We start from the raw sequence: 18,651 nt of genomic DNA on the forward strand, positions 1-18,651 counted from the left end.
GCGCTCTACGCGCGTCAATCTCTTGCGTGGCCAGGGGAGTTGTCAAGGTTCGGCGGGTGTTCTCGCCGTGTATGTCTTCTGACAGGGACATGAACCGGGCGGCATGGGGCCAAATCCGTCTAGGCTTTGGTCCAGCGCCCCCTTCCCCAGGCTCGTGACTTCGCTCGGGCAGGGGAGACCCCATCCTTCGGAGGAGAACCAGCCGATGTCCGTAAGTCCCGCCACCCTGCCGCCGGTGCTGCTGCACTCCGAAGCGGAACTCGCGCGGGCCGCGCTCGCCACGCCGCTGCTCTCCCGCGCCGCGCGGCTCGCCCGCTGGGCGGGGCCCGACACGCGGGTCGGGGCGGGCGGTGAGCTCGTCGAGGAGCAGCTGCCGGGCGCCGTCGCGGAGCTGGGCCTGGAAGCGGACGACCCGGACTCCGTCGCGTATGCGAGCGAGGCCTGGCGCGTGGCCGTCGACACGGGCCTGGTCGACGTCACGGACGCCGACGAGGCGGAGGGTGAGGACGCGCCGGGCACGGTGACCGCGGGCGAGGACCTCGCCGCGCTCACGTCCGGCAGCCCGCAGGACATCCTCGGCGTCTGGCTCGGCGCCCTGGACACCGTGTACGGGGACGCGACCGTGCCCGACATGGACAACCTCCTCGACGTCCTCGAGGAGAACGGCGAGATCGACTTCGAGGAGCTCGGCTGGGACCCGCAGGCGGAGGCGGACTTCCTCGACGGCGTGCTCGGCAATCTGTACCTGCTCACCGCCGGGGACGCCGGGGACGCCGGGGCGAGCGAGGGCCCGGTGCCGCTGCCCGCGCTCGCCGCGTCCATGATCGTGCCCGACGACATGGGGGAGCCGACGGACGACATCCTGGAGCAGGTGTCGGACGCGATGATGAAGCTCGACGACCAGTTCCGGCTCTTCGAGCCGCTGGGGCTCGTCGAGTACCAGCCGGTCGACGAGGCCCTCATGGCGGACATCGACGAGGCCGAAGCGCCGCTGCCGGACGAGGACGAGGACGTCACGCGCTACGGGATGGTCCGCCTCACGCCGCTCGGTGTGTACGGCATCCGGGCGCGGATGCTGGAGGCGGGCGTGGACGCTCCCGCGGTCGGCGATCTCGCGGACAAGGGTGCCGACGCGCTGCTCGAAGGCACGGCGGGCTTCCCGCAGGCCGCCGCGCAGGCCGAGATCGAGCAGTGGCTCGCCGGGCACGAACCGCTGGACGCGGCACGGGAGCTCCTGTCCGCGGCACGGGGTGGGGACGAGGGGGCGCCCCTGCGGCGGCTCCGCTGCCAGCAGGCGCTCTCGCTGGTGGGCCGGACCGCGGAGCCCGCCCTGCGGGAGGTGCTCGACGACGCCGAGCTCGGTGGGCTCGCCCGGGTGTGGCTGGCCGAGCACGGGGCGGCCGACGTGCCCGCGCCCTCCGAGGCCCTTGTCTTCTGGCTGACCATCGACACGATCGCGGCCCAGCTCGCCGCCGAGGGCAACTCGGACGAGCTGCAGGGTCTGGTGGAGGGGCTCTCCGAGCAGCACAGCGGGTTCTTCGCGGCGGCCTGGCGGGTCGAGCACCCCGCCACCGCGGACGTCCTTGAGGCGATGGGGCGGCTGCACCCCGACAAGAAGGTGGCCAAGGAAGCCCGGAAGGCGGCCTTCAAGGCGCGCTCGCAGCAAGGCATTTGACGCCCGTGTGATGCCGGGAACCGGCCGGGGCGGACCTTCCGCCCCGGCCGGTTCTCCGCTTCTCCGGCCGCCTGGCTGCCCGGCAGTCCGGTTGCCCGGTCGCCCGGCAGTCCGGTTCAGCTCAGCACTTGTACAGCGTCGTGTGCTTGAACGACGACGTCGCGCCGTCGAACCCGTACGTTCCCCGGTACGCCGGGGGGTTCTGGAACTCGCCGACGATCGTGATCGTGTTGGCGCAGGAACCCTGGCCCGTGCGCTTGGCGTCCAGGCGGATGGTGTCGCCGACGAAGCCGCCCGTGATGTCCCACGGAGCTCCGCAGATGCCGGAGGTGATCTGCCCGCCCACCACCACGTGCGGGTAGGTGTTCGGGTTGAACTTCACCTCCATCGCGAAGGTGATGGCGCCGTTGTGCAGCTCCAGCTTGGAGGTGGTGGCGACCGCCTCCGCGGACACGTCCTGGGGCGCGGCGAACGCCTCGTCGCGCGTCTTGACCTCGGCGCCCTGCGGATTGTGGAAGCGGTGCTCCCCGCGGGCCTGGCCCTTCTGCTTGCGTGCCTGAGTGGTCATGAATGCCCTCCTCTCGTGGTGCGACCGGTCAGGCCAGCTGTTCGGAGACCTCGACCCGCAGCAGCGCGCGGACGTTCTCGAAGTGGTTGAGCACGGTGACGGTCGAGGAACCCGCGAACAGCAGGCCGAGCGCGACGTCGTCGAGCGAGGTCACCAGGGACCCCGAGTCGCCGCCCGCCGAGATGTTCGTCGTCAGGATCTGGTCCTTGAAGCGGGCCGTGCCCGCCGTGCCGTAGTTGACGTCGATGGTCGCGTCGACGGCGATGATCCGGCCGAAGGAGATGTTGGTCGTACGGCCGGTCTTCTTCACCAGGTCGCCGACCGCGACATTCGCCTTGCGGCGCCAGGCGCGCGGCGCACCGCTGAAGTACGTCTCACGGGTCGCGTCCTGGAAGTCGACGGTGCCGAGCGCCGCGTCGACGACGTTGTTGTGGCGCTCCAGCGGAATCTGCGGCGCGAACTGGATCGTGATGAAGCGCTCCAGGGTCGCGATGCGGTCGGCCGGGTCCTGACCGCCGTCGAAGACGCCGGGCTGCACGATCGGGCTGCCCAGCTGCGCGCGGTTGGAGTCGGCGAGCACGTGGTTGTTGGACAGGATGTAGAACTTCGCCGGTGTGCCCAGGCCAGGGCCCGGCGGGTCGACGGAGGCGCCGGGCAGGAAGTCGTAGACCACGCTGCCGAGCGTGCCGGCCGTCACGCGTACGTTGCCGACCGAGAAGCCGGAAGGGCACGGGCGCATCCGCCGCTTGAGGAGCTGCGGCTCGAACGCGCCGAGCCCGCTGAGCTCTTCCAGCATGGGCTGCGAAAGGCCCGCGAGCTGATCGCTCACACCGCCGTCGGGGCCGTACGTCACCGAGCGGTCCTCGGCGCGGCTCGACCTGCGCTGTTGCCGCTGTGCGGCGACATGGCCGACGGCGACGACGTCGGTGGGGGTGCCGTCGTCCATCTGGGACGGGATGACGTCCCGCTCCGGGAGCATGGACTCCGGAACCTTCTGGGTCACGAACACGATGACCGCGGGTTCGCCGGTGGGCTCTCCGTCGGTCCACTTCACTCCGTGGCCGAAGCCGACGACATTGGCCAGCGACGTCTGGGGACCCAGGAAGTCCCCTTTCGCCTGCTGGCGCGAGCTGTCGCTGAGCTGACCGCCGGTGGGTCCTCGCATCAATTCGGGCTGGCTCACCACGCCAGACCACCTCTTCCCCTTGGTTGAAGGGTGGAGTTCCGGTCCGCTTGAGCAGGTCGTCCTACTGCGCCGTGGGCTCGCCGATGGCGAGGACGCGCACGGGGACACCTTCGAGCACTTCCGGAACCACGTCTGCGTCCCGGAGCCGGTCGCGGGGCACTTTGCGGGTGACGAACACGACGATCACGTCCGCCCCCGAGTTCTCGTCCCTGCCGATACCGACGCCGGTGACATTGGCCAGCTTCATCAGCCGGTCCTCATGGCGGCCGCGTGCCTGTGACGCATCCACGCGGCTCGCCTCCCCCTACGGGTGATGCAGGTAGGGGGATGTCTATTGCCCTGTGGAGGGCGGGTCAAGGCGTTCTGCACTAAATCTTGGCTTTACGGGTGATCCGTGCCTGTTGACCTTGTTTACGAAGTCTCTTCCCCCTGCGACATATGTGCGCGACATGTGCGCGGATGCCTGTGACTCAGGTGTGCGCATGCTTGCGACTCATGTGCGCAGATGTGAAGCGCCGTTGAGGTCCAGGACCGTGCCCGAGGCCCACTCCGCGACCGGTGAGGCCAGCCACAGCACCGCCGCTGCGATCTCGTCCGCCGTGCCCGCACGCCCGAACGGGCTCTGCGCGCGGATCGCCGCCCCCTCGTCCCCGCTCAGGCGGTGCGCGACCCGCTCGGTCGCGAAGAATCCGGGCGCCACCGACGCCACGGCGATTCCGTACGGCGCGAGCGACACCGCGAGGGACTGGCCGAGCGCGTGGACGGCCGCCTTGGTCGCCCCGTACGCCGGGTGGTCGGGCTCCCCGCGGAACGCCCCGCGCGAGCCGATGTTCACGATCCGGCCACCCGTTCCCTGGTCGATCATCCGGCGGGCCGCCAGGTGGCTGAGATTCGCCGTGGCCAGGAGATTCACCGACACGTGCCGCTGCCAGAGCGCCGCCCAGTCCTCGTACGACGTGTCGGCGAGGGGGTGCGGCAGGTTCACGGCGGCGTTGTTGACCAGGACGTCAAGCCCGCCGAGGCCGCCGACCACCGCGGCGGCCCGCTCCGCGACGTCCGCGGCCCCTGCCGGGTCCGACAGGTCCCCGCCCACCAGGACATGGCCCTCGCCCTTGAGCGAGGAGAGCGTCGCGCGCGCATCGTCCTCACGTGAGCCGTAGTGCACCGCGACGCGGTCGCCGTTCTCCGCGAAGGCCTGTGCGAGGGCTCTTCCCAGGCCTCGGGAGGCTCCGCTGATCAGTACACGGCGGCCGGTGGCTTGCAGGTTCATGGAAGGAGGCCCCTTGATGTCGGACGGCGTTCAACCGCCGTTTATACGTGAGCGGGAACGTGACGCCGACAGCAGCCCGGCCGGAACTGCCCAGCACGTACACAGTCAGCCCGTAGCCCGCTCGTACGCGCCCCAGGAGACATCATGCCGCTCACCCGCAGGGACTTCGCCAGACGCTCCGCGATCACCGGTGCGGGGGTGGTGCTGGTCGGCACTGTCGGCGCACTCGCCACCGCGCCCGGCGCGCTCGCGGCCGATGAGACGACGGCGGGCGGCGACGACGGGGCCGACGCGCTCGGCGGCGACTTCGGCTACGGCCCCCTCGTCCCCGACCCGGACGGCCTGCTCGCGCTGCCCGCCGGATTCTCGTACCGCGTGCTCACCCACAGCGGAAAGACGAAGCTGGAGAGCGGCGAGTTCACGCCGTCCAACCACGACGGCACGGCCACCTTCGAGGGGCCGCGCGGCGCGACCCTGCTCGTCAACAACCACGAGCTGGGCGGCGCCCGCTCCAAGTGGGCGCACCCGGTCCCGCTGACCGAAGGCCTCGTCTACGACCCGGCAGCCTCCGGCGGCTGCACCGTCGTCGAGGTCCGCCGTGACGGACACGTCGCCGAGTGGGTCGGCATCGCGGGCACCGCCACCAACTGCGCGGGCGGCAGCACCCCGTGGAGCACCTGGCTGACCTGCGAGGAGACCGAGGACCGGGCCGGTCAGAACGGCATGACCAAGGACCACGGCTACGTCTTCGAGGTGGACCCGCACGACCTGCGCGCCAACCGCGCCCCCAAGCCCGTCAAGGCGCTCGGGCGCTACGCCCACGAGGCCGTCGTCGTGGACCCCAAGCGCGGCCACCTCTACCTCACCGAGGACGCGTCCGGGCCCAACGGCCTGCTCTACCGCTGGACCCCGCCGCACGGCTTCAAGCACGGCCGCGGCAAGCTGCGCACCCTCTCCGACGACGCGGGTGTCCTGAAGGCGCCCAAGTGCTACGACTCCGGCGGCCGTTTCGTGGACGACCTCTCCCGCGCCACCAGGACCGGGACCGTCTACGGCGTGGACTGGGTCGAGGTCCCGGACCGCGACGCCCGTACGGTCCCGGTGCGCAAGCAGTTCGGCGACGGTGACATCACGCGCGCCCGCAAGCTCGAAGGCATGTGGTGGGGCGACGGCGGCGTCTACATCGTCGCCTCGTTCGCCCGCGACGAGAGCCCCGTCCAGCACGACGGGCAGGTGTGGTTCTACCACCCCTCGCGCCGCACCCTCACCCTGAAGGTGCTCCTGGGCGTCAACCCGGACCCTTCCAAGGACGGCGCCTTCGACGGCCCCGACAACATCACCGTCTCACCGTACGGCGGCCTCGTCATAGCCGAGGACGGCGAGGGCGTCCAGCACCTCTTCGGGGCGACCGAGCGCGGCCGTACGTACCCGATCGCACGCAACGAACTCAACGCAGGCACACCCGAGAAACCCTCCTACAGCGAGTTCACCGGCGTCACGTTCTCACCCGACGGCAAGACGCTCTACGCCAATATCCAGACCCCCGGCATCATGCTGGCGATCACCGGCCCTTGGCGGCGCAGGCGTCACTGATGTCCGGCCTTGACCCGGCCACACCGACAAGGGCGCGCGGAGGGGCAGGGTCCGCCGTGGATGCCTCTGCGCGACCCTGTCCGCCGTATTCCGTCCGCTCAAGCCCCTTGTCCGTGGCGGGAATTGGTATCTAACATTTCAGTTCATGGGAGCCATGCAACCGGTGCGCCGCACCCTCCTGCGGGACCAGGCGTACGCATCGATCCGTGACGCGATCGTCGGCGGGGACATCCCGCCGGGCAGCATCGTGCGGGACACCGACCTCGCCGCGTCGCTCGGACTGTCCCGCGCGCCCGTCCGCGAGGCGTTCTCGCGGCTCGTGGACGAGGGACTCCTGGAGACCAAACCGCAGAGCCACACCCGTGTGACGCCGCTCGACGCGGCCGATGTCAGGGACGCTGCGGCCGTGGTGCGCGCCATGCACGAGCTCACCGCCCGCAGCGCGGTGCCCCGCCTGGAGCCCGCGCACCTCTACGCGATGCGCGAGGCCAACCGCCGGTTCGCGGCGGCCGTCGCGTCCGGCGACGTGGAGGGCGCCCTGCGGGCCGACGACGACCTGCACGGCGTCCTCGTCGCGGCCTGCGGCAACAGCGCGGCGGCGGCCACCATCAGCCGCTACACCCCCCTCATCCGCCGCCTGGAGAGACAGCGCTTCGGCGAGGGCCTGACCTGCGGCTCCGCCGCACTGCACGAGCGGCTCATCGACGCGTGCGCGGACGGCGACCCGGACGCGGCGGCGGCCGTCACCACCGAGATCTGGCGCGCCCTGGAAGAGCTCGCACACCCCTGAACCGCCCGGAGGCCCCCGTGTCCACACCTCTCGACTCCTACGCCCGCTACCCCCTCCTCTTCGGCCCCTCGCCCGTCCACCCCCTGGACCGCCTCACCCATCACCTGGGCGGTGCCGCGCTCTGGGCCAAGCGGGAGGACTGCAACTCCGGCATCGCGTACGGCGGCAACAAGACGCGGAAGCTGGAGTTCCTGGTCGCCGACGCGCTCGCCCAGGGCTGCGACACCCTCGTGTCGATCGGCGGCGTCCAGTCGAACCACACCCGTCAGGTCGCGGCCGTCGCCGCCCGGGCCGGTCTCAAGTGCGTCCTTGTCCAGGAGAGTTGGGTCGACTGGCCCGACTCCGTCTACGACAAGGTCGGCAACATCCTCATCAGCAGGCTCGCGGGCGCCGACGTACGCCTCGTGCGCGCCGGATTCGGCATCGGCGTCAAGGACAGCTGGGAGCAGGCTGTGCGCGAGGTCGAGGAGGCGGGCGGCAGGCCGTACGCGATACCGGCAGGGGCGTCCGAGCATCGGCTCGGCGGTCTGGGTTTCGCGCGCTGGGCGTACGAAGTGGCCGAGCAGGAGGAGGAGTTGGGGGTCTTCTTCGACACCGTCGTGGTCTGCTCGGTGACCGGGTCGACGCAGGCGGGGATGGTCGCCGGGTTCGCCGCGCTCGCGGAGGAGGGCGGCCGTCCCCGCCGGGTCCTCGGCATAGACGCCTCCGCCGACCCCGACCGTACCCGCGAGCAGATCGCCCGGATCACGCGCGGCACTGCGGACCTCATCGGCGTACAGGCAGAGGTGAAGGACTCCGACATCGAGCTGGACGCGCGCTATCACGCGGGCACCTACGGGCTCCCCGACGAGGCGACCCTCGACGCGATGCGGCTCGCGGCCCGCACGGAGGGCATGCTGACCGATCCGGTCTACGAGGGGAAGTCGATGGCCGGGATGATCGACCTGGTCGACAGGGGAGAGATCGCGCGCGACGCGACCGTCCTGTACGCCCACCTCGGCGGGCAGCCCGCCCTGAACGCCTACAGCGCCTTGTTCTGATTCTCCTGGCGGCCGGGACCCGGTCGGGACCCGGCGGGGTCCCCTGGGGCACACATGTGCGCGCGGTGCCACGGAGCAACTACGTACCGCTACGGGGATACCGAGATTGTGTGTCGGTTTGATGCCGATGTGAGGACCGTGTGAGCTCGGAGCATGGTGCGCCGGGGTCCGGAGGGCGCATACTCAGAACATGACGAGGCCCCCCGGTACCCGACGCCACCTGCCGAACAGTCCTTTCAACGTTCCGCCGCCGCCCGCACCGCCCATCGAGCAGTTCGCCGTGGGCGACCGGGTGTCACACGACCAATACGGACTCGGACGGATCGTCGGAGTCGAAGGCGAAGAAGCAGTGGTCATCGACTTCGCGGGACGTCAGGGAAGGTTCCTGAGTCCCTACGCGAAGCTGTCCAAGCTCTGACCCGACGTACGCCTCAGGGCGCGTCCGCACGCACGACAAAGGGCGGTCGGCGGGAAGGTTCGCCCCTTCCCCGCCGACCGCCCCTGCGTGTCCCCAGGCGCGTTCTCGCGGCCCCCGCGGACCTCTGCCCGGTGACTGTGGCGGCTACAGCGCCTGCGCCGCGGGCTTCACCATTCCGCGCACGGTCCGTGACTTGACGAAGTCACCCATGGCGGTCATTTCCCACTCCCCGCTGAACTGCTTGATCATCTTGGCCATCATCACGCCCGTCTGCGCCTCGGCGTTGGTGAGGTCGAAGCGGACCAGCTCCTCGCCCGTCGCCGCGTCGAGCAGGCGGCAGTACGCCTTGGCGACCTGGGTGAACTTCTGGCCCGAGAACGAGTTCACCGTGAAGACGAGACCCGTCACGTCCTGCGGCAGACGCCCCAGGTCCACGACGATCACCTCGTCGTCACCGCCGCCCTCACCCGTGAGGTTGTCGCCGGAGTGCTTGATCGCGCCGTTCACGATCGACAGCTTGCCGAAGTAGCAGCTGTCCACGTGGTTGCGCTGCGGGCCGTACGCGATGACGGAGGCGTCGAGGTCGATGTCCTTGCCGCCGTACGCGGGCTCCCAGCCGAGACCCATCTTGACCTGCGAGAGCAGCGGCTTGCCGCCCTTGACCAGGGACACGGTCTGGTTCTTCTGGAGGCTGACCCGGCCCTTGTCCAGGTTGATCTTCCCGGCACCGGGGGCGGGGGCCGCGGGCGCCGGGGGAGCGGCGGGCGCGGCCCCCGCCGCGAGGCGGGGGTCCGCGACCGGCGGGGGCGGACCCTGGACCGGGGAGCCGGTCGGGGGCGCCATCGGGGCGGCGGGTGCGGCGGCGGCCGGAGCGGCCGGGGCCGCGGGCTCCTCGACCGAGACACCGAAGTCCGTCGCGATGCCGGCCAGGCCGTTCGAGTACCCCTGGCCGACGGCGCGCGCCTTCCACGCGCCGTTGCGGAGATAGACCTCGACGATCACCAGGGCGGTCTCGCCACCGAGCTGCGGGGGAGTGAACGTGGCGAGGACGGTCCCGTCGTCCGCGTTGCGGATGGTGGCGGTGGGCTCGACGCCCTGGAAGGTCTGGCCCGCCGCGTCCGGGCTCGCGGTGACGACGATCTTCTCGATGCCCGCGGGCACGGCCGCGGTGTCCACCGTGATCTTGTCGGGGGTCGTGCCGCCACCCGACTGGTAGGTCACACCAGGCCCTGCGGGCTGGTTGAAGAAGATGAAGTCGTCGTCGGATCGCACCTTGCCGTCGGCGGTGAGCAGCAGGCCCGATACGTCGAGCCGCACCGGTGCGGCGACGTCCACCGCTACGCGAGAGGCGGTGAGAGGGATGTTCGAGCCGGGTGTCATAGCGGTCATGTCCGGGGTAACGAACGTCCCGGCTTTGCCGTTCCCTTACCTACGGAGATTTCTTTCCCGTGTTCCCCGAACGCCGGACGGACCGCGATGTCGCCCGTCCGGCGTCTGTGGCCGCTCTACGGAACCACCACGATCTTGCGCCCCACGCCGGAGGCGAACCGCTCCAGCGCCTGCGGGTAGGAGTCCAGCGGCAGCCGGTCGCTGATGAACACATCAGGGTCGAGCACACCGGCGGCGAACAGCTCCGCGGCCCGCTCATAGCTGTGCAGGACCGCCATCGACCCGGTGATGGTGATCTCCTGGTTGTAGATCCTGTACGGGTCGATGCTGACCCGCGTCGCGTAGTCGGCCACCCCGAACTGCAGGAACGTACCCGCTTTGGCGACCCGGCCGAGGCCGTCCTGGATCGCCGCCGCGTTGCCCGTGGCGTCGACGACGATGTCCCACCCCTGCGGCCGCTCGAGCTCGTCCGCACCGGCGGCCGACCCCGAGACGCCCAACTGACGGGCCGTGGCGAGGCGGTCCGCGTTGAGGTCCACGATGTCCACGCTCGCCGCGCCCGTCCGCTTGGCGAGCTCCAGCATCATCAGGCCCATCGTCCCGGAGCCGTAGATCAGGACGTGCGAGCCGAGCTGGGCGCGGAGCACGTCGTAGCCGCGCACCGCGCAGGACAGCGGCTCGATGAGGGCCGCGTCCTGGGTGCGTACGTTCTCGGGGAGCCGCACGCAGTTGGCGACGGGCGCGACGGCGTACTGGGCCGCGCCGCCCGCCGTGGTGACGCCGATCGCGTTCCAGCGCTCGCAGAGGTTGTTGTGGCCGGTGCGGCAGTAGCGGCACTCGTAACAGTAGAGCGAGGGGTCGACGCCGACCCGGTCGCCGACCGAGAGCTCCGTGACGTCGCGGCCGAGGCCCACCACCTCTCCGGCGAACTCGTGCCCCGGGACCACCGGCAGCGTGGGTGCGAACTCGCCCTGCAGGATGTGCAGGTCGGTTCCGCACAGACCGCAGGCGGCGACCTCGACGACGACATCGCGCGGCCCCGGGGTGGGGTCGGGCACCTCGCCGACGACGGCTTTGCCAACGGACTCGATGATGGCGGCCTTCACTTGACTGCTCCCAACGACAGGCCCTGGACCAGCTTGTCCTGGGCGGCGAACCCTGCGGCGAGCACCGGCAGGGAGATCACGAGAGACGCGGCGCACACCTTCGCCAGGAACAGGCCCTGGCTGGTGATGAAGCCGGTCAGGAACACGGGCGCGGTCTGGGCGACGACGCCCGTGAGCACCCGTGCGAAAAGGAGTTCGTTCCAGCTGAAGATGAAGCAGATCAGGGACGTCGCCGCGATCCCGGGCAGCGCGATGGGGGCCACCACGCGCGTGAGGATGGTGGGCAGGCGCGCCCCGTCGATCTGCGCGGCCTCGATGATCGCGACCGGCACCTCGGCGAGGAAGGACTGCATCATCCACACCGCGATCGGCAGGTTCATCGACGTGTAGAGGATGACGAGCAGCCAGATGTTGTCGAGCATCTCGGTGTTCTTGGCGAAGAGATAGATCGGAAGCAGGCCTGCCACGACCGGCAGCATCTTCGTCGACAGGAAGAAGAACAGGACGTCCGTCCACTTCTTCACCGGCCTGATGGAGAGCGCGTACGCGGCGGGCAGCGCGAGGAGCAGCACAAGGAGGGTCGAGGCGACCGACGCCACCGTCGAGTTGATGAGCGAGGGCCAGGGGCTCGCGCCGCCGCCGGTGCCGAAGAAGTCGCGGTAGCCGTCCAGGGTGAGCGAGGCGGCGAGCGAGGGGGGATTGGTCGCCGCGTCCGACTCCGAGTGGAAGGACGTCAGCGTCATCCAGGCGATGGGCAGGAAGAACAGGATTCCGGCCAGCCAGGCGGCCAGGCCGAGGCCGGCGGAGCCGCGAATACGGAAGCGGCTCCCGGGCTGTGTACGTACACGCGTATCGGCGGTGCTCATGCGCGGGACGCCTCCTCACGGAACAGGGACGAGACGACCCGCAGCGCGAAGGTCGCGATGATGATGGAACCGATGACGACGAGGACACCTGCGGCGGACGCGAGGCCGTTCTCGTGGGCCTGGTAGAAGCTCTGGTAGACGGTGTAGGGAAGGTTGGCGGTGCCGAGGCCGCCCGAGGTGATCGTGAAGACGGCGTCGAAGTTCTGCACGATGTAGATCGAGCCGAGCAGCGAGCCGAGCTCCAGATAGCGGCGCAGATGCGGCAGCGTCAGATAGCGGAACACCTGCCAGTTGCCCGCGCCGTCCATGCGGGCCGCCTCGATGAGCTCGTTGTCGCGGCTCTGCAGACCTGCGAGCAGGATCAGCATCATGAAGGGCGTCCACTGCCAGATCAGGGAGGCCTCGATGGCGAGCAGCGGGGTGTTGGAGACCCAGTCGGGCTGGGCCGCGCCGTCACCGCCCACCCAGTGCAGCAGGCCGTTGAAGAGGCCGTACTCGGGGTTGTAGAGCACGTGCTTCCACAGCAGCGCGGCGGCCACCGGCACGAGCAGGAACGGCGCGATGAGCAACGTACGCACGAATCCGCGGCCCCGGAACTTCCGGTCCAGGAGCAGGGCGAGGCCGAGGCCGATGACGAGGCTGGCTATCACGACGGTGGCCGTGAGCACGATGGTCGTCAGGACGGACTTGCGCAGGTCCGGGTCGGTGAGGACCTCGGAGTAGTTGCCGAATCCGGCGAAGCTGCGGGCGTCGGGGTAGAGGGCGTTCCAGTCGAAGAAGGAGATCACCAGCGTGGCCACGAACGGCAGCTGGGTCACGACGACCATGAAGATCAGGGCGGGCAGGAGCGGGGCCCTGGTGGCCCAGGCGCGCAGCTTCCCTGGTGCCTTGGGTCCTGGGGCGCGCACGGTCTTGGGCGCGACATCGGGGGTACTCGCGGTGGCGGTCATCGTCCCTCGTACTCCTCGGCGATCTTCTCGGCGAGCTTCTGTGACGTCTTGAGGGCCGATTCGACGGACTGGCGCCCGGCGATGGCCGCGCTGATCTCCTGGGAGACCTTCGTGCCGAGGTCGGTGAACTCGGGGATGCCGACGAACTGGATGCCGGGCGCGGGACGCGGCTGCACGCCCGGATCGGTCGGCCGCGCGCCCTCGATGGCGTTGTGGGTGACGTCCTGGAACGCGGCGGCTTCCTTGCGGTACTCGGGGTTCTCGTACGTCGACGAGCGCTTGCCCGCCGGGACGTTGGACCAGCCGATCTTCTCGCCGACCAGCTGCTCGTACTCCTTGCTGGACGCCCAGGAGACGAACTTCCACGCCTTGTCCGGGTTGCGCGAGGCCTTCTGCAGGCCCCACGCCCAGGTGTAGAGCCAGCCGGAGCTCTTGGTCTTCTCCACGGGTGCGGGTACGTAGCCGATCTTGCCCTTGACCGGGGACTTGGCGGCTTCGAGCGAACCGGCGGCGGCCGTGGCGTCGTACCACATGGCGGTCTTGCCCTGGGTGAGGTTGTTCAGGCACTCGGCATAGCCGGACTGGGCGGCTCCGGACTCGCCGTGCTTGCGGACGAGGTCCACGTAGAACTGCGTTGCCTTCTTGAACTCGGGGGAGTCGAGGCGGGCGGTCCAGTCCTTGTCGAACCAGGTCCCTCCGAAGGTGTTGACCACGCTCGTCAGGGGTGCGATCAACTCGCCCCAGCCCGGCAGTCCGCGCAGACAGATGCCCTTCATGCCGGGCTCGGCGCCGTCCACATCGGCCGAGAGCTTCGCCACCTGCTGCCAGGTGGGGTTCTTCGGCATGGTGAGCCCGGCCTTCTTGAACACGTCCTTCCGGTACATCAGGAAGGACGACTCTCCGTAGAAGGGCTGCCCGTAGAGCTTGCCGTCGTCGCCGGTGAGGGACTGGCGCATGGACGGCAGTACGTCCTTCTCGTCGTACGCCTTGTCCTTCTTGGTGTACGAGCCCAGTTCGTGCAGCCAGTCGTTCTTGGCGTAGATCGGGATCTCGTAGTTGGAGAGCGTGGCGACGTCGTACTGCCCTGCCTGGTTGGCGAAGTCCTGGCTGATCTTGTCGCGGACGTCGTTCTCGGGCAGCACGGTGAAGTTCACCTTGATGCCCGTTTCCTTGGTGAAGTGGGCGGCGGTGAGCTTCTGCAGTTCGACCATCTGCGGGTTGTTCACCATCAGTACGTTGATGGAGTCGCCGGAACCGGTCCCGCCCGCCCCGGCCCAGCAGCCGGAGAGCAGCGGGGCAAGCAGCGTCCCTGCGGCTGCCGCGGCGAGTGCGCGCGACCTCCGTCGGCTCTGGGTTCGCATGAATGCTCCTGGACGTATGGGGACTTATGGGATGTGTGGGGGTGCGTCGGGGTGGATGTGGGCGTGCGGAATCACGAGAGGTGGGCGGGGGAGTGGGAGGTGAGCTGGAGAGGAGGGTGAGCGGGTGGGGTGGTGTCAGACGCGGATGACCTGCGGGCCCTGGAGCGAGTAGCGGTGCGCCTCGGATGCGGGCAACTGCGTGCTCGTGACGATCGACTCCAACTCGCCGACGTGCGCGAACCTGCAGAAGCTCGTCGCCCCGAACTTGGTGTGCACGCCCGTGAACACGGTGCGCCGTGACGCGCGGATGGCCTGCGTCTTCACCTCGCTGACCGCGGGGTCGGGCGTGGTCAGGCCGTGCTCGCGGGAGATGCCGTTGGCCCCTATGTACGCGAGGTCGATCACGAATCCGGCCAGCATGCGGGTCGTCCAGTGGTCGACGGTCGCGAGGGTGCCCGGACGGACACGGCCGCCCAGGAGGAGGACGGACATGTTGTCGGCCTCGGCGAGGGCGCCCGCGGTGGCCAGGGACGCGGTGACGACGGTCAGGGGGCGGCCCTTGGCCGCTTCGGGGAGAGCCTCGGCGATGAGCTGCGGGGTGAAGCCCTCGTCGACGAAGACCGTTTCGGCGTCGCCGAGGAGGTCGGCGGCCGCGGTGGCGATCCGCCTCTTCTCGGGGACGTGCATGGTGGTGCGGAACGCGAGGGTCGTCTCGAAGCCCGCGCTCTCCACGGGGTAGGCGCCGCCATGGGTGCGGCGGACCAGGCCGTGGTCCTCCAGGGCGCGCAGGTCACGGCGGACGGTCTCTTTGGCGACACCCAGTTTGGCGGCGAGTGCGGTGACGTCCACGGAGCCGGAGTTCCGTGCCGCCCGGACGATCTCCCGCTGGCGCTCTTCCGCGGTCATGGGTGCCGCCGCCTTCCCTCGCTGTGCCCGTTCGGGCCCTGTGGGGAAGTTCTACAGCGGGGGACGGTGTGTGAACAGGCTCGGAGTGGAGACGATGGTGCCCGCATGTGCCCGCTTGGCAGGGCTGCGGCCTCTGCTTCGGGCGGGAGGGGTGCCCGTTCGGGGTGTTCCAGGTGCCCGTTTGATGCCCGGGTGGGGTGCGGACGGCTGTTCTTCCCCCACCGGAAGGGCTGGTTTCGGTCTGTCCGGGTGCCGCTACGGCCGAGTGCTCAGTACGGCCAGACTGGAGGGTTCGTGCAGAAGTGACCCCCCAGGTTCGCGTGGTCAGGGTTCGCGGGGTCCAGCTCTCCCTGCTCGGCGACCAGCTTCCGCGCGTACTGCTCGGAGTCGTCCTGTGGCTCGTAGCCGAGCGCGCGGGCCGACGAGAGGTCCCACCACAGCCGCGTGTTCGCGGACGATCCGTAGACCACCGTGTGCCCCACGGCGGGCGCGGTCAGCGCCGCGTCGAAGAGCCGGGCGCCGTCCCCGGGGCTCATCCAGACCGACAGCATCCGCACGCTCGTCGGCTCGAGGAAGCACGAACCGATCCGCACCGAGACGGTCTCCATCCCGTGCTTGTCCCAGTAGAACTGGGCGAGATCCTCACCGAAGGACTTCGACAGGCCGTAGAAGGTGTCGGGGCGGCGCGGCGCGTCCACCGCGATCAGCGGATCGTCCCCGACGGGCCGCGGGGTGAACCCGAGCGCGTGGTTCGACGACGCGAAGACGACCCGGCGGACGCCCTCCTCGCGGGCCGCTTCGTAGAGGTTGTACGTCCCCTCGATGTTGGCCCGCAGGATCTTGTCGAAGGACGCCTCCAGGGAGATGCCCGCGAGGTGGATGATCGCGTCGACGCCCCGCACGGCCTCCCGCAGCGCCTTCTTGTCGGCCAGGTCCGCCGTGATCGCGTCGGGCTCGCCGTCGATGGGCAGTACGTCGAGCAGCCGCAGCCGGTAGCCGTAGGCCGGAAGCAGCCCCCGCATCAAGGTGCCGAGGCCGCCCGCGGCGCCGGTGAGCAGGATGGTGCGGGGAGCGGGCATGAGGGGGTCTCCTCGGATCAGGGGCCGACCAGGGGTCGATCAGGGGCCGATCAAGGCTGCTCGGCGACTGTTGTTCGCGTGCGCGTACAGCATTCACATCTGTGGACAAGCTAGAGATCAATACCTCTTCGCGTCAAGTGTCGTACGGAGGCGGCGAATCCGCTCTTGAATCACTCTTCTCTTGCCGATCTCTTGCCGAACTCCCGTTGATCCCCGGCGGGCCTCGGCGCTTGACCGGGGCTCCGGAGGCGGCTTAGCGTGGGTGCGTTCAGAAATATGGACGTGGATCAGAAACGTGCACGCTTAGGGAGAGCCCGTGACGTCAGCAACCCTCGCCGATCGACTCAATGTCCCCAGCGGGCCGCTGTTCTTCCCGGTCACCGCCTACGGTCCTGACGGGTCCGTCGACCTCGACGTCTACCGCGCGCACGTGCGCGCGGGCATCGAGGCGGGCGCGGCTGCCGTGTTCGCCTGCTGCGGCACCGGCGAGTTCCACGCCCTGACGCCCGAGGAGTTCCGGGCGTGCGTCGCCGCGGCCGCCGAGGAGTCGGCGGGCCGGGTGCCGGTCGTCGCGGGCGCCGGGTACGGCACGGCGCTCGCCGTACGGTACGCGAGGCTCGCCGAGGAGGCCGGTGCCGACGGGCTGCTCGCGATGCCGCCCTACCTCGTCGTCGCCGGGCAGCAGGGACTGCTCGCGCACTATGCCGAACTGGCCGCGGCGACCTCGCTCGACATCATCGTCTACCAGCGCGACAACGCCGTGTTCACCCCGGAGACGGTGGTCGAGCTCGCCCGTACCGAGGGCGTCATCGGCTTCAAGGACGGCCTCGGCGACATGGACCTGATGCAGCGCATCGTCAGCGCCGTGCGCGCGGAAGTCCCCGGGGAATTCCTCTACTTCAACGGCCTGCCCACCGCCGAGCTGACCGGGCTCGCCTACCGCGGTGTGGGCGTCACGCTCTACTCGTCGGCGGTCTTCTGCTTCGCGCCCGACATCGCGCTCGCCTTCCACCGCGCCTTCAACGCCGGGACCGCCGAGGGCGACGCCCTCGTGAACCGGCTCATCGACGGCTTCTACCGGCCCTTCGTGGAGCTGCGTGCCGAGGGCCGCGGATACGCCGTCTCCCTCGTCAAGGCGGGCGTACGCATGTCCGGGCTCGACGTCGGCGGCGTGCGGACGCCGCTGCACGAACCCGCCGACGAACACATCAAGCGCCTCGCCGAACTGACCGAGCGCGGGCGCGCCCTGGTGCGGGAGGAGGGCGCGTGAGGACCTCCGCCTTCCTGTACCCCTGGGACGTCGTCGGCGACCCCGAGGCGCCCGCGCGCGTCGCGGACCTCGGCGTCCAGCAGGTCACCCTCGCCTCCGCCTACCACTCCACGCGCGCGCTGACGCCCCGCCACCCCCGCCACCGCATCGTCACCGCCGAACACGCGGCGGTCCTGTACGAGCCCGGTGACCGGTGGCAGGGACGCGAACTGCGCCCGTACGCGGCCGGGGACTGGGCCCCCGGCGACGCCTACGGAGAGGCCGCCGACGCGCTGGCGGCCGCCGGGCTCGACGTGCACACCTGGGTCGTCCTCGCCCACAACTCCCGTATGGGCGCCGACCATCCGGACACCTCCGTCGTCAACGCCTACGGAGACCGCTACCCCTGGGCCCCCTGCATCGCACGGCCCGCCACGCGCGCGTACCTCGTCGACCTCGCGGCGGAGGCCGCCGTACGCCCCGGAGCGCGCGGCACCGAGCTGGAGTCCCTCGGCTGGTACGGCCTCGCCCATCTGCACGCCCACGACAAGATCGCGGGAGTGGCGCTCGGCGAGGCGGCGCAGTATCTGATGTCGCTGTGCTTCTGCGCGCACTGCCGTGCGGGGTACGCCCGACAAGGGCTCGCCCCCGATGAGCTCGCGGCCGGGGTCCGGCGCGCCCTGGAGCCCGTCTGGCGCGGCGACGAGCCGCCCGGCGGCTGGGAGGGGGTGGAGAAGCTCATCGGCGCCGAGACGGCGACCGCCACGCGCGCGTGGCGCGAGGAAACCGCCCGCACGCTCCAGGAGGCGGCGATCGCCGCCGTGCGCGCCGCGGCGCCGGACGGCTTCCAGGTGCTGCTGCACGCCGACCCGGTGGCGTACCACTGCGGCGCCAACGCTGGAGTCGACCCGGAGCACATCCTCTCCGTGGCCGACGGCGTGGTCGTGCCCTGCACGGGCGGCGCCCAGGCCCTGACCCCCTTCGACGCCCACCGCACGGCCCGCACCACCCTCGCCGCGAACCTCACCGTCGTCTCCGGCATGGGCGGAAGCCCCGCGACCCTCGCCGCCGACGCCGCGCACGCGATCACGCTGGGCGCCGACGAACTGCGGCTCTACCACGCCGGTCTGGCCTCCGACGCGGATCTCGCGCACGTGACCAAGGCCCTGGAACACCTCAAATAGCCTCTGTCGCAGCGGAAGTGG

General features: G+C 70.3%; 18 protein-coding genes. 7 read left to right on the forward strand and 11 right to left on the reverse strand.

The window, feature by feature from the left end; genetic code table 11:
- The first annotated feature begins 205 nt into the window (after positions 1-205).
- Complete coding sequence (locus ACZ5CR_RS30660) at positions 206-1,675, forward strand: hypothetical protein (RefSeq protein WP_468863332.1); 1,470 nt, start codon at positions 206-208, stop codon at positions 1,673-1,675.
- A gap of 121 nt (positions 1,676-1,796) precedes the next feature.
- Here the strand turns inward: ACZ5CR_RS30660 and ACZ5CR_RS30665 are convergent, their stop codons facing one another.
- The 4 genes from ACZ5CR_RS30665 to ACZ5CR_RS30680 all read right to left on the reverse strand — a co-directional run bounded on the left by ACZ5CR_RS30665 (position 1,797) and on the right by ACZ5CR_RS30680 (position 4,699).
- Positions 1,797-2,243, reverse strand: coding sequence for a hypothetical protein (locus ACZ5CR_RS30665; RefSeq protein ID WP_468863334.1), 447 nt, complete (start codon positions 2,241-2,243; stop codon positions 1,797-1,799).
- A 28-nt stretch (positions 2,244-2,271) separates the two neighbouring features.
- Positions 2,272-3,426 (reverse strand): chymotrypsin family serine protease, encoded by a 1,155-nt coding sequence (locus ACZ5CR_RS30670; protein ID WP_468863335.1) that lies wholly within the window; start codon positions 3,424-3,426, stop codon positions 2,272-2,274.
- 64 nt (positions 3,427-3,490) lie between these two features.
- Positions 3,491-3,718 carry a hypothetical protein gene (locus tag ACZ5CR_RS30675; protein ID WP_468863337.1) on the reverse strand — a complete coding sequence of 76 codons (228 nt, stop codon included), beginning with the start codon at positions 3,716-3,718 and terminating at the stop codon, positions 3,491-3,493.
- A 204-nt stretch (positions 3,719-3,922) separates the two neighbouring features.
- Positions 3,923-4,699 carry an SDR family NAD(P)-dependent oxidoreductase gene (locus ACZ5CR_RS30680; RefSeq protein ID WP_468863339.1) on the reverse strand — a complete coding sequence of 259 codons (777 nt, stop codon included), beginning with the start codon at positions 4,697-4,699 and terminating at the stop codon, positions 3,923-3,925.
- Positions 4,700-4,843: 144 nt separating this feature from the next.
- Here ACZ5CR_RS30680 and ACZ5CR_RS30685 point away from each other — a divergent pair, with 144 nt between their 5' ends.
- The 4 genes from ACZ5CR_RS30685 (at position 4,844) to ACZ5CR_RS30700 (ending at position 8,540) form a co-directional block, all read left to right on the forward strand.
- Positions 4,844-6,292 (forward strand): alkaline phosphatase PhoX, encoded by a 1,449-nt coding sequence (locus ACZ5CR_RS30685; RefSeq protein ID WP_468863341.1) that lies wholly within the window; start codon positions 4,844-4,846, stop codon positions 6,290-6,292.
- A 145-nt stretch (positions 6,293-6,437) separates the two neighbouring features.
- On the forward strand, positions 6,438-7,082 hold the full coding sequence (locus tag ACZ5CR_RS30690; protein ID WP_468863343.1) for a GntR family transcriptional regulator: 645 nt from the start codon (positions 6,438-6,440) through the stop codon (positions 7,080-7,082).
- A 17-nt stretch (positions 7,083-7,099) separates the two neighbouring features.
- Complete coding sequence (locus tag ACZ5CR_RS30695) at positions 7,100-8,122, forward strand: 1-aminocyclopropane-1-carboxylate deaminase (RefSeq protein ID WP_468863345.1); 1,023 nt, start codon at positions 7,100-7,102, stop codon at positions 8,120-8,122.
- A gap of 190 nt (positions 8,123-8,312) precedes the next feature.
- On the forward strand, positions 8,313-8,540 hold the full coding sequence (locus tag ACZ5CR_RS30700; protein ID WP_468863347.1) for a CarD family transcriptional regulator: 228 nt from the start codon (positions 8,313-8,315) through the stop codon (positions 8,538-8,540).
- Between the two features lie 144 nt (positions 8,541-8,684).
- Here ACZ5CR_RS30700 and ACZ5CR_RS30705 read toward each other — a convergent pair whose 3' ends face one another.
- The 7 genes from ACZ5CR_RS30705 to ACZ5CR_RS30735 form a co-directional block, all read right to left on the reverse strand.
- The gene (locus ACZ5CR_RS30705; RefSeq protein WP_468863583.1) at positions 8,685-9,920 is read right to left on the reverse strand and encodes a TerD family protein; all 1,236 of its coding nucleotides are present in this window, start codon (positions 9,918-9,920) and stop codon (positions 8,685-8,687) included.
- 125 nt (positions 9,921-10,045) lie between these two features.
- Entirely contained in the window at positions 10,046-11,035 is a 990-nt protein-coding gene (locus tag ACZ5CR_RS30710; RefSeq protein ID WP_468863349.1) for a zinc-dependent alcohol dehydrogenase family protein, read from the reverse strand.
- The gene (locus ACZ5CR_RS30715) at positions 11,032-11,901 is read right to left on the reverse strand and encodes a carbohydrate ABC transporter permease (RefSeq protein ID WP_468863351.1); all 870 of its coding nucleotides are present in this window, start codon (positions 11,899-11,901) and stop codon (positions 11,032-11,034) included. The genes ACZ5CR_RS30710 and ACZ5CR_RS30715 overlap by 4 nt, the downstream gene beginning before the upstream one ends.
- Positions 11,898-12,851: a carbohydrate ABC transporter permease gene (locus ACZ5CR_RS30720; protein WP_468863353.1), complete on the reverse strand. Its 954-nt coding sequence runs from the start codon at positions 12,849-12,851 to the stop codon at positions 11,898-11,900. Before ACZ5CR_RS30720 ends, ACZ5CR_RS30715 begins: the two co-directional genes overlap by 4 nt.
- On the reverse strand, positions 12,848-14,212 hold the full coding sequence (locus tag ACZ5CR_RS30725; RefSeq protein ID WP_468863355.1) for an ABC transporter substrate-binding protein: 1,365 nt from the start codon (positions 14,210-14,212) through the stop codon (positions 12,848-12,850). The genes ACZ5CR_RS30720 and ACZ5CR_RS30725 overlap by 4 nt, the downstream gene beginning before the upstream one ends.
- A 135-nt stretch (positions 14,213-14,347) precedes the next feature.
- Positions 14,348-15,118 carry a DeoR/GlpR family DNA-binding transcription regulator gene (locus ACZ5CR_RS30730; protein ID WP_468863358.1) on the reverse strand — a complete coding sequence of 257 codons (771 nt, stop codon included), beginning with the start codon at positions 15,116-15,118 and terminating at the stop codon, positions 14,348-14,350.
- Between the two features lie 269 nt (positions 15,119-15,387).
- A complete protein-coding gene (locus tag ACZ5CR_RS30735; protein WP_468863360.1) occupies positions 15,388-16,197 on the reverse strand; it encodes an NAD-dependent epimerase/dehydratase family protein in 810 nt (269 codons plus the stop codon).
- A gap of 316 nt (positions 16,198-16,513) precedes the next feature.
- Between ACZ5CR_RS30735 and ACZ5CR_RS30740 the strand changes: the two genes are divergently transcribed.
- Positions 16,514-17,467: a 5-dehydro-4-deoxyglucarate dehydratase gene (locus ACZ5CR_RS30740; protein WP_468863362.1), complete on the forward strand. Its 954-nt coding sequence runs from the start codon at positions 16,514-16,516 to the stop codon at positions 17,465-17,467.
- A complete protein-coding gene (locus tag ACZ5CR_RS30745; RefSeq protein ID WP_468863364.1) occupies positions 17,464-18,630 on the forward strand; it encodes a hypothetical protein in 1,167 nt (388 codons plus the stop codon). Before ACZ5CR_RS30740 ends, ACZ5CR_RS30745 begins: the two co-directional genes overlap by 4 nt.
- The last annotated feature ends 21 nt before the right edge of the window (positions 18,631-18,651 follow it).

Source organism: Streptomyces sp. NPDC031274 (assembly GCF_055570235.1).

Excerpts from the sequence above, each read along its gene's own strand:
- ACZ5CR_RS30660 (WP_468863332.1), top strand. The coding sequence starts at position 206 with ATGTCCGTAAGTCCCGCCACCCTGCCGCCGGTGCTGCTGCACTCCGAA.
- ACZ5CR_RS30665 (WP_468863334.1), bottom strand. The coding sequence starts at position 2,243 with ATGACCACTCAGGCACGCAAGCAGAAGGGCCAGGCCCGCGGGGAGCAC.
- ACZ5CR_RS30680 (WP_468863339.1), bottom strand. The coding sequence starts at position 4,699 with ATGAACCTGCAAGCCACCGGCCGCCGTGTACTGATCAGCGGAGCCTCC.
- ACZ5CR_RS30685 (WP_468863341.1), top strand. The coding sequence starts at position 4,844 with ATGCCGCTCACCCGCAGGGACTTCGCCAGACGCTCCGCGATCACCGGT.
- ACZ5CR_RS30690 (WP_468863343.1), top strand. The coding sequence starts at position 6,438 with ATGGGAGCCATGCAACCGGTGCGCCGCACCCTCCTGCGGGACCAGGCG.
- ACZ5CR_RS30700 (WP_468863347.1), top strand. The coding sequence starts at position 8,313 with ATGACGAGGCCCCCCGGTACCCGACGCCACCTGCCGAACAGTCCTTTC.
- ACZ5CR_RS30705 (WP_468863583.1), bottom strand. The coding sequence starts at position 9,920 with ATGACACCCGGCTCGAACATCCCTCTCACCGCCTCTCGCGTAGCGGTG.
- ACZ5CR_RS30715 (WP_468863351.1), bottom strand. The coding sequence starts at position 11,901 with ATGAGCACCGCCGATACGCGTGTACGTACACAGCCCGGGAGCCGCTTC.
- ACZ5CR_RS30720 (WP_468863353.1), bottom strand. The coding sequence starts at position 12,851 with ATGACCGCCACCGCGAGTACCCCCGATGTCGCGCCCAAGACCGTGCGC.
- ACZ5CR_RS30725 (WP_468863355.1), bottom strand. The coding sequence starts at position 14,212 with ATGCGAACCCAGAGCCGACGGAGGTCGCGCGCACTCGCCGCGGCAGCC.
- ACZ5CR_RS30730 (WP_468863358.1), bottom strand. The coding sequence starts at position 15,118 with ATGACCGCGGAAGAGCGCCAGCGGGAGATCGTCCGGGCGGCACGGAAC.
- ACZ5CR_RS30735 (WP_468863360.1), bottom strand. The coding sequence starts at position 16,197 with ATGCCCGCTCCCCGCACCATCCTGCTCACCGGCGCCGCGGGCGGCCTC.